Annotated in this window: 14 protein-coding genes; all 14 read left to right on the top strand. The window is 71.8% G+C overall.

What is annotated here, in order from left to right:
* Positions 1-1,602, top strand: a 1,602-nt coding sequence (rho, locus tag ACWEO5_RS24855) for a transcription termination factor Rho (RefSeq protein ID WP_452164489.1), incomplete at its 5' end; no start/stop codon positions are given.
* Between the two features lie 145 nt (positions 1,603-1,747).
* Positions 1,748-2,929 carry an LCP family glycopolymer transferase gene (locus ACWEO5_RS24850; RefSeq protein WP_452164488.1) on the top strand — a complete coding sequence of 394 codons (1,182 nt, stop codon included), beginning with the start codon at positions 1,748-1,750 and terminating at the stop codon, positions 2,927-2,929.
* Positions 2,930-3,053: 124 nt separating this feature from the next.
* A complete protein-coding gene (gene rpmE / locus ACWEO5_RS24845) occupies positions 3,054-3,278 on the top strand; it encodes a 50S ribosomal protein L31 (RefSeq protein ID WP_014138082.1) in 225 nt (74 codons plus the stop codon).
* Positions 3,279-3,393: 115 nt separating this feature from the next.
* Positions 3,394-4,470: a peptide chain release factor 1 gene (gene prfA / locus ACWEO5_RS24840; RefSeq protein ID WP_452164487.1), complete on the top strand. Its 1,077-nt coding sequence runs from the start codon at positions 3,394-3,396 to the stop codon at positions 4,468-4,470.
* Between the two features lie 138 nt (positions 4,471-4,608).
* Positions 4,609-5,475: a peptide chain release factor N(5)-glutamine methyltransferase gene (prmC, locus tag ACWEO5_RS24835; RefSeq protein WP_452164486.1), complete on the top strand. Its 867-nt coding sequence runs from the start codon at positions 4,609-4,611 to the stop codon at positions 5,473-5,475.
* A 50-nt stretch (positions 5,476-5,525) separates the two neighbouring features.
* Entirely contained in the window at positions 5,526-6,173 is a 648-nt protein-coding gene (locus tag ACWEO5_RS24830) for an L-threonylcarbamoyladenylate synthase (RefSeq protein ID WP_344558246.1), read from the top strand.
* Positions 6,174-6,208: 35 nt separating this feature from the next.
* The gene (locus ACWEO5_RS24825) at positions 6,209-6,844 is read left to right on the top strand and encodes an arsenate reductase/protein-tyrosine-phosphatase family protein (protein ID WP_344558255.1); all 636 of its coding nucleotides are present in this window, start codon (positions 6,209-6,211) and stop codon (positions 6,842-6,844) included.
* Between the two features lie 165 nt (positions 6,845-7,009).
* Positions 7,010-8,272 carry a serine hydroxymethyltransferase gene (locus ACWEO5_RS24820; protein ID WP_452164485.1) on the top strand — a complete coding sequence of 421 codons (1,263 nt, stop codon included), beginning with the start codon at positions 7,010-7,012 and terminating at the stop codon, positions 8,270-8,272.
* 162 nt (positions 8,273-8,434) lie between these two features.
* On the top strand, positions 8,435-9,793 hold the full coding sequence (locus ACWEO5_RS24815; RefSeq protein ID WP_452164484.1) for a glycosyltransferase family 4 protein: 1,359 nt from the start codon (positions 8,435-8,437) through the stop codon (positions 9,791-9,793).
* A 352-nt stretch (positions 9,794-10,145) separates the two neighbouring features.
* Complete coding sequence (locus ACWEO5_RS24810; protein ID WP_452164483.1) at positions 10,146-10,499, top strand: hypothetical protein; 354 nt, start codon at positions 10,146-10,148, stop codon at positions 10,497-10,499.
* 279 nt (positions 10,500-10,778) lie between these two features.
* Positions 10,779-11,591 carry a F0F1 ATP synthase subunit A gene (gene atpB / locus ACWEO5_RS24805; RefSeq protein ID WP_452164482.1) on the top strand — a complete coding sequence of 271 codons (813 nt, stop codon included), beginning with the start codon at positions 10,779-10,781 and terminating at the stop codon, positions 11,589-11,591.
* An 81-nt stretch (positions 11,592-11,672) separates the two neighbouring features.
* The gene (gene atpE / locus ACWEO5_RS24800) at positions 11,673-11,900 is read left to right on the top strand and encodes an ATP synthase F0 subunit C (protein ID WP_030909515.1); all 228 of its coding nucleotides are present in this window, start codon (positions 11,673-11,675) and stop codon (positions 11,898-11,900) included.
* A 41-nt stretch (positions 11,901-11,941) separates the two neighbouring features.
* Positions 11,942-12,499 (top strand): F0F1 ATP synthase subunit B, encoded by a 558-nt coding sequence (locus ACWEO5_RS24795; protein WP_452164481.1) that lies wholly within the window; start codon positions 11,942-11,944, stop codon positions 12,497-12,499.
* A complete protein-coding gene (locus tag ACWEO5_RS24790; RefSeq protein WP_344558233.1) occupies positions 12,496-13,311 on the top strand; it encodes a F0F1 ATP synthase subunit delta in 816 nt (271 codons plus the stop codon). The genes ACWEO5_RS24795 and ACWEO5_RS24790 overlap by 4 nt, the downstream gene beginning before the upstream one ends.
* Positions 13,312-13,398: the final 87 nt, after the last annotated feature.

Raw genomic sequence — 13,398 nt, 5'->3', positions numbered from 1 at the left:
GCCCCGACCGCCGAGGCCGGCGCCGTCACCGCCACCGAGCAGGCCCCCGCCGAGGCCAAGGCCGAGGCCCAGCGCCCGGCCGCCGCCGAGGGCGAGGCCCGCGCCGAGCGCCGCGAGCGCCAAGGCCGCCGCGAGCGCACCGAGGCCCCCGCCGCCGAGGGCGACGGCGAGGTGCGCGAGTCCCGCCGGGACCGCCGCAACCGCCGCGAGCGCGACCGCACCGACCGCCAGCAGGGCGGCGGCCAGCAGCAGGACGGCGGCCAGGGCCGCCAGCAGAACCAGCAGCAGGGCGGCGGCTCCCAGCAGCAGCAGGGCGGCGGCAACGCCCACCAGCAGCAGGGCGGCTACGACGACGACGAGTTCGGCGACGGCCGGCGCGGCCGCCGCGGCCGCTACCGCGACCGCCGGGGCCGTCGCCGCGAGGGCTTCGAGGGCACCACCGGCCCCGAGGTCCCGCTGAGCGACGACGACGTCCTGATCCCGGTCGCGGGCATCCTGGACATCCTCGACAACTACGCCTTCGTCCGGACCTCGGGCTACCTGCCCGGCCAGAACGACGTCTACGTCTCGCTGGCCCAGGTCCGCAAGCACGGCCTGCGCAAGGGCGACGCCATCACCGGCGCGGTCCGCCAGCCCAAGGACGGCGAGCGCCGCGAGAAGTTCAACGCCATGGTGCGGCTGGACTCCGTCAACGGCATGGACCCGGACAGCGGCCGCGGCCGCCCCGAGTTCGGCAAGCTGACCCCGCTGTACCCGCAGGAGCGGCTGCGCCTGGAGACCGACCCGGGCGTGCTGACCACCCGGATCATCGACCTGGTGTCGCCGATCGGCAAGGGCCAGCGCGGTCTGATCGTGGCCCCGCCGAAGACCGGCAAGACCATGATCATGCAGGCGATCGCCAACGCGATCACCCACAACAACCCCGAGTGCCACCTGATGGTCGTCCTGGTCGACGAGCGTCCGGAAGAGGTCACCGACATGCAGCGGTCGGTGAAGGGCGAGGTCATCTCCTCGACCTTCGACCGCCCGGCCGAGGACCACACCACCGTCGCCGAGCTCGCCATCGAGCGCGCCAAGCGCCTGGTGGAACTGGGCCACGACGTGGTGATCCTGCTGGACTCCATCACCCGCCTGGGCCGCGCCTACAACCTGGCCGCGCCCGCCTCCGGCCGCATCCTGTCCGGTGGTGTCGACTCGACCGCGCTGTACCCGCCGAAGAAGTTCTTCGGCGCCGCGCGCAACATCGAGAACGGCGGCTCGCTGACCATCCTCGCCACCGCGCTGGTCGACACCGGCTCCCGGATGGACGAGGTGATCTTCGAGGAGTTCAAGGGCACCGGCAACATGGAGCTCAAGCTCGACCGGAAGCTCTCCGACAAGCGCATCTTCCCCTCCGTCGACGTGGACGCCTCCGGCACCCGCAAGGAGGAGATCCTGCTCGGCCACGAGGAGCTCGCCATCACCTGGAAGCTCCGCCGGGTCCTGCACGCGCTGGACTCGCAGCAGGCGATCGAGCTGCTGCTGGACAAGATGAAGCAGACCAAGTCGAACGCCGAGTTCCTGATGCAGATCGCGAAGAACACCCCGGGTTCGGGCGACTGACCCCGGTAGCGACCGCAGCCGGACCCCGCACCGCCGAGAGGCGGTGCGGGGTCCGTCGTTTCTCCGGGCCCCCGGCGCAGACCGGTCACCGTTCCGGTGCGTCACTTATGCTCGAAAGGTCGCACTGGTGGTGAGAAGAGGCGATATGGCCGAGAACACCAAGCACCGCACCCCCCGCCGGCGGGGAACGCGGATCGCGCTGTTCACACTGGCCGGCCTCGTCCTGGTCGGCGCCGGACTGGGCGGCGTCGCCTACTGGAAGCTGAACGGGAACATCCACAGCGTCGACATCTCCGGCCAGCTGGGCACCGCCCGGCCGCCCGCCTCCACCGGCGGGGCCTTCAACGTGCTGGTGCTGGGCTCCGACTCGCGCTCCGGCGCCAACGGGGGCCTGGCGGGCGGCGACACCGGCGACACCGCCCGCTCGGACACCGCGATGGTGGTGCACGTCAACCAGGCGCACACCGCCGCCTCGGTGGTCTCCATACCGCGCGACACCCTGGTGCCGCGCCCGGCCTGCACCGGCACCGACGGCAAGCAGGTGGCCGCGGTGCGCAGCGCGATGTTCAACTCCGCGTACGAGGTCGGCGGCCCGGCCTGCGCGGTGAAGACCGCCGAGCAGCTCACCGGGATGCGGATGGACCACTTCGTCGAGGTGGACTTCGCGGGCTTCGCCGCGCTGATCGACGCGATCGGCGGGGTGGACGTCACCACCACGGTGCCGATCGACGACCGGGACAGCGGGCTGCACCTGGACGCCGGCACCCACCACCTGGGCGGGGAGCGGGCGCTCGCCTTCGTCCGCACCAGGCACGGCGTCGGCGACGGCAGCGACCTGGGCCGGATCGAGCTGCAGAAGGAGATGGTCAAGGCGATGCTCGGGCAGGTCGGCTCGCTCGGCCTGGCCTCCAACCCGGTGGCGATGTGGAAGCTCGGCGACAAGCTGACCAACTCGCTGACCACCGACTCCGACCTGGCCTCGGTGAGCGCGCTGGTCGGCATGGCGCAGACGATCAAGAAGATCGGCCCGGACCAGCTCACCATGGTCACCCTCCCGGTGGCCTACGCGGTCAGCGACCCCAACCGGGTGGTCCCCAAGGCGGCGGACGCCCAGCAGCTGTGGGCGGCGCTGCGCGGCGACCTGGCGGTGCCGCAGGCGGTGCTCCGGGACCAGCCGACCAACCCGGCGCAGACCTCCCCGTCCGACGCCGCGACCGGCACCTGGTCCGGCACCCCCTCCGGCACCCCGCCGGGCGGGACCGCCACCCCGTCCGGCGGGGCCGGTGCCAGCGCGCGGGCGACCACGGTGGACGGGGGAGCGGAATAGCCGGATCCGCCTCCCGGTTTGGGAAGATGCGGGCAGTGCTGGCACACTGGTCCGTCGGTCCCGGTTCACGAGCGGCTGTCCAGCCCGCCGACCCGGTGCCCTCCCGATCAGCTAGGAGAATCCCTTGAAGTCCAACGTTCACCCGGACTACGTGCTCACCAAGGTGACCTGCACCTGTGGCAACGAGTTCACCACTCGTTCGACCGAGACCAGCGGCGAGATCCGCGCCGAGGTCTGCTCGAACTGCCACCCGTTCTACACGGGCAAGCAGAAGATCCTCGACACCGGTGGCCGCGTGGCCCGCTTCGAGGCGCGCTTCGGCAAGAAGCTCTCCGGCGGCAAGGCCTAGCGCTTCCACGGCGCCGGTCTCGGACGCCCCCGTGCTCGTGCACGGAGGCGTCCGGGCCGGCGCCGTTCGCGTCTCCCCCTCCACCACGGCACACTCACGGAAGTAGGACGGACCGATGTTCGAGGCAGTCGAAGAGCTCCTCGTCGAGCACGCCGACCTCGAAAAGAGGCTGGCCGACCCGTCGGTGCACGCCGACCAGGCGAACGCCCGCAAGCTGGCCAAGCGCTACGCCGAGCTGACCCCGATCACCCGGACGTACCTGGCCTGGCGGCAGGCCGGCGAGGACATCGTCGCCGCGCGCGAACTCGCCGCCGAGGACCCGGACTTCATCGCCGAGGCGAAGGCGTCGGAGGCCCGGCAGGAGGAGCTGACCGAGGAGCTGCGGCTGCTGCTGGTGCCGCGCGACCCCAACGACGACAAGGACGTCATCCTGGAGGTCAAGGCGGGCGAGGGCGGCGAGGAGTCCGCGCTGTTCGCCGGCGACCTGCTGCGGATGTACCTGCGCTACGCGGAGCGGCTCGGCTGGAAGACCGAGATCATCGACGCCAACGAGTCCGACCTGGGCGGCTACAAGGACGTCTCGGTGGCCGTGAAGACGCGCGGCACCACCGAACCCGGGCAGGGCGTCTGGGCCCGGCTGAAGTACGAGGGCGGCGTGCACCGGGTGCAGCGGGTGCCCGCGACCGAGTCGCAGGGCCGGATCCACACCTCCGCCGCGGGCGTGCTGGTCACCCCGGAGGCCGAGGAGGTCGAGGTGGAGATCCACGCCAACGACCTGCGGATCGACGTCTACCGCTCCTCCGGCCCGGGCGGCCAGTCGGTCAACACCACCGACTCCGCGGTCCGGATCACCCACCTGCCGACCGGCATCGTGGCGTCCTGCCAGAACGAGAAGAGCCAGCTCCAGAACAAGGAGCAGGCGATGCGCATCCTGCGCTCGCGGCTGCTGGCCGCCGCGCAGGAGGAGGCCGAGCGGGAGGCGTCCGACGCCCGCCGCAGCCAGGTGCGCACGGTGGACCGCTCCGAGCGGATCCGGACGTACAACTTCCCGGAGAACCGGATCTCCGACCACCGCACCGGCTTCAAGTCGTACAACCTGGACCAGGTGCTGGACGGCGAGCTGACCGCGGTGATCCAGTCCTGCGTGGACGCCGACGCCGCGGCCAAGCTGGCCGCCGCCCAGGAGAACTGAGCCGGGGCGGGCGCCTCGCCCGCTCCGCCGCCGGTCACCTATGCTCCGGCGGGGGCCTCCCGCGCCGCCGGTGCCCGCACTCCCCAGGACTCCCGCCGACCGGCGGGGGCCGTCAGACAGACCCAGAGGGACCGAGGGATGAACCTGCTGCTCGCCGAGGTGGCCCAGGCCACCCAGCGCCTGGCCGCGGCCGGCGTGCCCTCGCCGCGCTTCGACGCGGAGGAGCTGGCGGCGCACGTCCACGGAGTGAAGCGCAGCCAGCTGCACACCGTGCCGGACGGCGACTTCGACGCCCGGTACTGGGAGGCGGTCTCCCGCCGCGAGCAGCGCGAGCCGCTGCAGCACATCACCGGGCGGGCGTTCTTCCGCTACCTCGAACTGGAGGTCGGCCCCGGGGTGTTCGTCCCCCGGCCGGAGACCGAGTCGGTGGTCGAGTGGGCGATAGACGCGGTCCGCGCGATGGACGTGGCCGAGCCGCTGGTGGTCGACCTGTGCACCGGCTCCGGCGCGATCGCGCTCGCGCTGGCCCAGGAGCTCCCGCGCTCCACCGTGCACGCCTTCGAGCTCGACGAGGGCGCCCTCGCCTACACCCGCCGCAACGTCGAGGCCAGCCCCGACCGGGCCCGGGTCCACCTGCACCAGGGCGACGCCACCCGGGCCTTCGCGGACGACCGCGGCTGGGACGGCCGGTTCGACCTGGTGATCAGCAACCCGCCGTACATCCCGCTCACCGAGTGGGAGTACGTCGCCCCCGAGGCCCGCGACCACGACCCGCAGATGTCGCTGTTCTCCGGCGAGGACGGCCTGGACACCATCCGCGGCATCGAGCGGGTCGCCGCCCGACTGCTGCGGCCCGGCGGCGCGGTGGTGATCGAGCACGCGGACACCCAGGGCGGACAGGTCCCGTGGATCTTCCGCGAGGAGGGCGGCTGGACGGACGCGGCCGACCACCGGGACCTCAACAACCGGCCGCGCTTCACAACAGCGCGTCGCGCTTCGCTCTAGTCGCACTTCGCTGTACGTACCACTGACACCACCGGAAGGGGATTGTTCCGATGAGCCGCCGATACGACTGCTCCGAGGCCCAGGACCGCGCGAGCGGGCTGCGTGAGGCTGCCACGGCGATCCGCCGCGGGGAACTGGTGGTGGTGCCGACCGACACCGTGTACGGGATCGCGGCGGACGCCTTCTCGCCGGAGGCGGTCGGCGCGCTGCTGGCGGCCAAGGGCCGGGGCCGGAACATGCCCTCGCCGGTGCTGGTCGGCTCGCCGACCACGCTGCACGGGCTGGTCACCGACTTCTCCGAGCAGGCGTGGGAGCTGGTGGACGCGTTCTGGCCGGGCGGCCTGACCCTGGTGGCCCGCCACCAGCCGTCGCTGCGCTGGGACCTGGGCGAGACCCGGGGCACCGTCGCGGTCCGGATGCCGCTGCACCCGGTGGTGCTGGAGCTGCTGAACGCCACCGGCCCGCTCGCGGTCTCCTCCGGCAACAAGACCGGCGGCCCGTCCCCGTCCACCTGTGACGAGGCCCAGTCGCAGCTCGGCGACGCGGTCTCGATCTACCTGGACGGCGGGACGGCCGACTACGGCACGCCCTCCACCATCGTCGACGTCACCGGCAAGGTGCCGGTGGTGCTGCGGGCGGGCGCGATCAGCGTCGAGCAGCTGAGGGAGGTCGTTCCGGACGTGGAGGCCGGCAGTTGACCGCCGCCGCCCCGTCGTACGGAGCGGGGAGCGCCCTGAGCCCCTTCACGGAGCCGGGGCCGCTCCCGTTGGACACCTTCCGCATCCTGTTCGTCTGCACCGGCAACATCTGCCGCTCCCCGATCGCCGAGCGGCTGGCCCGGCTGGAGCTGGACTCCCGGCTCGGCGTGCGCACCGGCCGCCGGATCGTGGTGGAGAGCGCCGGCACCTGGGGCCACGAGGGCGCCCCGATGGAGGCGCACGCGGCGACGGTGCTCGGCGAGTACGGCGCGGACAGCGCCGGCTTCGCGGGCCGGGAGCTGCTGGACGAGCACGTGATCGACGCGGACCTGGTGCTGACCGCGACCCTGGACCACCGGGCGCAGGTCATCTCGATGGGTCACGCGGCGGGTCTGCGCACCTTCACCATCAAGGAGTTCACCCGTCTGGTGCAAAGGGTCGACCCGCGCACCCTGCCGGACCCCAGGGACGGCGCGCGGCTGACCGAACGCGCCCGCGCGCTGGTCCGCTCGGCCGCCGCCCTGCGGGGCTGGCTGCTGGCCTCGGTGCCCGAGTTCGACGAGCTGAGGGACCCTTACGGCGCCCCGATCGGGATGTTCCGCAACTGCGGCGAGGAGATATTCGACGCGCTGGACCCGGTGGTGACCGCACTGACGGGTGTGGCCCGCTGAGTTGAGCGCCCTCCACTAAAGTTTCTGTGGGGGATTTGTGAAGACTGCGTGCGCAGGCAGTGGTGGCAACCGGAAAGGCGCAAGCCCGCGTGTGCGGGCGGGCCGGGCGGCGGAGGCCGACCTAGGCTGGGGAAACCTGCCCGCCCCGCAGCCTGGAGCCGCACCATGACGGTCGCCGACGCCCCACTCGTCCCCCAGGAGGCCGCCGAGGCCCTGCGCGCGGCCGACCCGCTGATCGCCGACCTGCTCACCGCCGAGGCCGAGCGCCGGGCCGGGAGCCTGCAACTGCTCGCCGGGGAGAACCTGGCCACCCCCGCCGTGCTGGCCGCGCTGGCCGGCCCGCTGGTCGACAAGTACGCCGAGGGCTACCCGGGGCACCGGCACCACACCGGCTGCGCGCCCGCCGACACCGTGGAGCTGCTGGCGATCGACCGGGCCCGCGAACTGTTCGCCGCCCCGCACGCCAACGTCCAGCCCAGGTCCGGGACTTCGGCGATGCTGGCGGCCTACGCGGCGCTGCTGCGGCCGGGCGACGCGGTGCTCGCGATGTCGCTGGAGCACGGCGGCCACCTGAGCGCCGGCTCGCGGGCCAACTTCTCCGGCCGCTGGTTCCGCTTCCACGGCTACGGGGTGCGCGCCGAGGACGGCCGGATCGACCTCGACCAGGTCCGCGCCCTGGCCCGCGAGCACCGCCCCAAGGCGATCGTGGCGGGCGGCATCTCCTACCCGCGGCACGTCGACTGGGCCGCCTTCCGGGAGATCGCCGACGAGGTGGACGCCTACCTGATCGCCGCCGCCGGGCAGACCGCCGGGCTGGTCGCGGCCGGTGCCGCGCCCTCCCCGGTGCCGCACGCGGACGTCACCGTGGCCGCCACCCACAAGCTGCTGCGCGGCCCGCGCGGCGGCCTGCTGCTGTGCACCGCCGAACTGGCCGACCGGATCGACCGGGCGGTGTTCCCGTTCTGCCAGGGCGGGGCGGCGATGAACGAGGTGGCCGCCAAGGCGGTGGCGCTGGCCCAGGCCGGCACCCCCGCCCACACCGGCTACGTCCGCCGGGCGGTCTCCGGGGCGCGGGCGCTGGCCGCCGCGCTGGCCGCCGCCGGGGCGCCGCCGCTCACCGGCGGCACCGACACCCACCTGGTCACCGCCTCGGTCGCCCCGCTCGGGCTGAGCGGCGTGGAGGCCGAACGCCGGTGCGCCGCCGCCGGGCTGATGCTGGGCCGGTGCGCCCTCCCGTACGACCCGGCGCCGCCCACCGAGACCTCCGGGATCCGGCTGGGCACCGGGGCCTGCGCGGCCCAGGGGATGGGGGAGGAGGAGCTCGGCGAGGTCGGCGCGCTGCTCGGCCGGGTGCTCGCCGGGGAGCCGGTGGAACCGGTCCGGGCCCGGGTGCGGGAGCTGGCCCGGGCGTTCGCCGGCCGCCGCTGAGCGGTCCGGCGCCCGCCCGGTGCCGGTCGGGGAGAACCGCGATGCGGGAGCTCGGCGTCGGAGTCAATAAGGTGTGCACCGTGGCGACGCACCTCGAACCCCGAACCAGCACGGGAGTACCCTGCGTACTCATCCGTCCGAGCGCGACCGTGGAGGCCGGTGGTGCGTGAGTATCTGCTGGTCATGTTCGTCTCGGCGGCGGTGACCTACCTGCTGGTCAGTCCGGTGCGGAAGTTCGCGATCGCGGCGGGCGCGATGCCCGCCGTCCGGGCGCGCGACGTGCACCGCGAGCCCACCCCGCGGCTCGGCGGCATCGCGATGTTCGCCGGCCTGCTGGCCGGCCTGCTGGCGGCCTCCCAACTCTCGGGCCTGGGGCGGATGTTCGTGCAGAGCGCGGACATCAAGGCCCTGCTCTCCGGGGCCGGGATCATGTTCGTGCTGGGCGTCCTGGACGACAAGTGGGGCGTGGACGCGCTGGTGAAGCTCGGCGGGCAGATGATCGCCGCCGGCGTGATGGTCTGGCAGGGCATCACGGTGATCGCGATCCCGGTGCCCGGCTACGGCTCCGTCCCGGTCACCCCGACCCAGGGCATGCTGATCTCGGTCGTGCTGGTCGTCGTCATGGTCAACGCCGTGAACTTCATCGACGGCCTGGACGGCCTGGCGGCCGGCATGGTCTGCATCGCCGCGATGGCCTTCTTCCTGTACTCGTACCGGCTCTGGCTCGGTTACGGGATCAACGACGCCGCGCCCGCCGCGCTGTTCACCGCCGTGCTGATCGGCATGTGCCTGGGCTTCCTGCCGCACAACCTGCACCCGGCGCGGATCTTCATGGGCGACTCCGGCTCGATGATGCTCGGCCTGATGCTGGCCGTCGCCGCGATCTCCATCACCGGCCGCGTCGACCCCGACCTGATCGTCGAGCAGGTCGGCTCGAAGACCACCGCCGTGCACGCCCTGGTGCCGATCTACATCCCGCTGATCCTGCCGCTGACGGTGATCGCGCTGCCGCTGGCCGACCTGCTGCTGGCCGTGGTGCGCCGCACCTGGGCGGGCAAGTCGCCGTTCGCGGCGGACAAGCAGCACCTGCACCACCGGCTGCTGGAGGTCGGGCACTCGCACAGCCGGGCCGTGCTGATCATGTACTTCTGGGCCGCGCTGATCGCCTTCGGCACCGTCGCGGTGTCGGTCACCAACACCGGCCGCGCGGTGGTCCTGTCGATGGCGGGCCTGTGCCTGGTCGGCCTCGCGGTGCTGCTGATGCCGCGGTTCAAGCCGCGCGCGCCCAAGGCCGTCCAGTCCTTCGTGCCGCCCCGCTACCGGGACGGCGAGCCGGACGGCGGGGGCGCCGCGGCGGCGGGCACCGCGGTGACGGCGGAGGTGGAGGCGGACGGCGACGGGGCCGGAACCGGGGACGAGGCGCCCGCGATGGCGGAGCTGTCGGCCGAGGACAAGGCCCTGCTGGGGCGGATGGGCACCGGGGCGACGGCGGTCGGGCCGCGCGGCGACCAGCGGCCCTGACGGGAAGTCAACTCCGACTGGGCCGTTCGGCGGCACCCGTTCGGCGGCACTTGTGGGCCCACCGTGTGACAGGTACCACACCTTCATGGTAAAGCTCTCATCAAATAGTTTGTGATACCGTTCACGAGTACCGAGAACACGCCGAAAGACCTGACAGGTGGAGGACTTCCGTCCCCGGTCGGTCTCCCTCGACGGGCTCGCCGTTCAAGCGGCTGCCCGCGGCGAGGTCCTCGCACCCCGTGTCTCCGTCCCCCGTTTCCGACATGCCGCCGGAGTTGCCGACATGCCGTCCCACGACGCCCGGATCCTCCGTGGCGCCGCAATTCCCACTGCGGTCGCCGGAGTGGTCGCCATGGCGATCTCCTTCGCAGTCGCCCAGGGGAAGGGTCTGCTCGGCGCCCTGCTCGCGACGGTGGTCGTGATCGCGTTCTTCAGCGCCGGCCAGGTCGCGCTCGACCGGCTGGGCCGCAACAACCCGCAGATGCTCATGCCGATCGCGATGGTGGTCTACACCACTCAGATCCTGGTGATCGGCGTCCTGCTCGCGGTGGCCAAGCACCTCACCTTCTTCGACCACAAGGTCTTCGGCCTGAGCCTGCTCGGCCTGGTGATCGTCTGGATGGGCTTCCAGGTGCGGGGCTGGCTCAAGGCCAAGACCTTCTACGTGGAACCCGACGGCAAGCCGAAATCAGGGCGTCAACCGTGAGCGGGGCATACCGTCCCCCTCGCGAGGGGGGCGGTGTTTATGCCCTCCTGACGGGCTGCTATCGTCCGTCCCAACGGCGGAGTACGGGAAGCGGCCAGGTCCCTCCGAGAATCGGACGGATCGCCCCCCGGCTCCACGAAGCTTTCGAAGATCCCGCGGTGGGGATATGCGCCGCGCCGGGTCAGCAAGAAATCCGACTAGTTCCAGTGCCGCACCGTGGCCCCCGGTCACGCCGACACACCGAGGTTGCCGTAACCATGCGTCAGAACGAAGGAGTCTGTGGTGGGTGCTGACGTCCAGCTCGCCTCCGAGGCCGGTTGCCACCTGAACTCCGGCTGCGGCTTCCCGGCCCCCGGTCTCGGTGAGTTCGACTTCAAGCCGATCTTCACGGTCGGTGGGGTCGACTTCACGAAGCCGATGCTGCTGTCGATCATCTGCGCGCTGCTGGTGGTCGGTTTCTTCTGGGCGGCCTTCGCGAAGCCGAAGTTGCTCCCCGGCAAGCTCCAGCTGGTCGGCGAGATCGGGTACGACTTCGTCAAGCGGAGCATCGTGCTGGAGACCATCGGCAAAAAGGGCGAGAAGTACGTCCCGATGCTGGTCTCGATGTTCTTCTTCGTGTGGATCATGAACATCATGTCCATCATCCCGTTCGCCCAGTTCCCGGTGATGTCGCGCATCGCGTTCCCGGTCGGGCTGGCGGCGATCGTGTGGATCACCTACATGGGGCTGACCTTCAAGAAGCACGGCTTCGTCGGTGGTCTGAAGAACCTCTGCTGGCCGTCGGGCATTCCCGGCTGGGTCATGTTCATCCTGGTGCCGATCGAGTTCTTCTCGAACATCTTCGTGCGCCCCTTCACCCTCGCGGTCCGAGCCTTCGCCAACATGTTCGCCGGTCACCTGCTGATCGTCGTCTTCTCGGTGGCCTCGTGGTACCTGCTCAGCCCCAGCATCGGCGCCCTGTACGGCTCGGTGTCCTTCGTGGTGGCCGTCGGTCTGACCGCCTTCGAGCTGCTGGTGCAGTTCCTGCAGGCCTACATCTTCGTGATGCTGGCCAGCAGCTACATCGCCGGTGCCCTGGAAGAGGCGCACTGAGCCCCGCGGCCCCGGCCGCGCCCATGAACTCCCGGTGGCCAACACCCACCGGTATCCCATCCCCGCAAAGGATTAGCTGAGATGTCCGCTCTCGCTGAGGTTTCCGGTTCCGTCGCTTCCATCGGCTACGGCCTCGCCGCCATCGGCCCCGGCATCGGCGTCGGTCTGATCTTCGGTAACGGCGTGCAGGCGATGGCCCGTCAGCCCGAGGCCGCCGGCCTGATCCGCTCCAACATGTTCATCGGCTTCGCCCTGACCGAGGCCCTCGCCCTGATCGGCATCGTCATGCCGTTCGTCTACGGCAAGTGAGCCAGGCGCACCAGTAGTCAATTCCGACGAAAGGTTCTGATATGGCCCCCGAGGTCTTCCTCGCGTCGGAGGAGCAGATGAACCCGCTCCTCCCCGCGTGGCCCGAGGTCATCATCGGCCTGCTCTGCTTCTTCATCGTCTTCGGCATCCTCGGCAAGAAGCTCCTCCCCAGCATCGAGAAGGTGCTGGGGGAGCGCCGTGACGCCATCGAAGGCGGCATGAAGCGCGCGGAGACCGCTCAGGCCGAGGCCCAGGCCCTGCTGGAGCAGTACCGCGCCGAGCTCGCCGAGGCGCGCCACGAGGCCGCTCGGATCACCGAGCACGCCCGTGAGCAGGGCGCTGTCCTGATCACCGAGATGCGCGAGGAGGGCCAGCGCCAGCGCGAGGCCATCGTCGCCGCCGGCCACGCCCAGATCGAGGCCGACAAGAAGCAGGCGACCGCGGTCCTTCGCCAGGACGTCGGCTCGCTGGCCTCCCAGCTGGCCTCCCGCATCGTCGGTGAGTCGCTGGAGGACCACGCCCGCCAGAGCGGTGTCATCGACCGCTTCCTGGACGAGCTGGAGTCCAAGGCCGCCGTTGCCCAGGGTGCGTCCAAGTGATCGGCGCGAGCCGTGAGGCACTCGCCGCCGGCCGCGAGAACCTGGAGAGCCTGACCGACAACACTTCGGTGGACGCGGCCAAGCTCGCCGAGGAACTCGCCGCCGTCACCGCGCTGCTGGACCGCGAGGTCTCGCTGCGCCGCGTCCTGACCGACCCCGCGCGGTCCGGCCAGGACAAGGCCCAGCTGGTCGCCTCGCTGCTGAACGGCCAGGTCTCCGGCGAGGCCGTCGACCTGGTCTCCGGCCTGGTCCGCTCGCGCTGGTCCGGCCCGCGCGACCTGGTCGACGCGGTCGAGGAACTCGCCGCGTACGCCGAGGTCATCGCCGCCGACAAGGCGGGCGCGCTGGACGACGTCGAGGACGAGCTGTTCCGGTTCGGCCGGGTGGTGGCGGGCTCGCACGAGCTGCGCGCCGCGCTGACCGAGCCGAAGGCCGACGCCGCCGCCAAGGCCGCGCTGGTCCGCAAGCTCCTCGGCGGCCGCGCCAACGCCGGCACCGTCCGCCTGGTCGCCAGCCTGGTCACCAACCCGCGTGGTCGTAGCCTGGAGGGTGGCCTGGAGTCCTACTCCAAGCTCGCCGCCTCCCGGCGGGGCCGCGTGGTGGCCCTGGTCACCACCGCGATCCCGCTGTCGGACGTCCAGAAGCAGCGCCTCGCCGCCGCCCTGGCCGGCCTCTACGGCCGGCAGGTCCACCTGAACATCGACGTGGACCCGACGGTCCAGGGCGGTGTCCGGGTCCAGATCGGCGACGAGATCATCGACGGCACCGTCGCGAGCCGCCTCGAAGGCGCTCGCCAGGGCCTCGAAGGCTGAGCACCAGCACTATCCGACCCTCGGTCGGGCGTCGGTCCACACCAGGTGGGCCGGCAAAACGTACGGCCGGTTCACCCGACCCGGCCG

This window comes from Kitasatospora sp. NPDC004272 (genome assembly GCF_053603035.1).
This window is presented reverse-complemented; position numbering and strand designations above follow the sequence as displayed.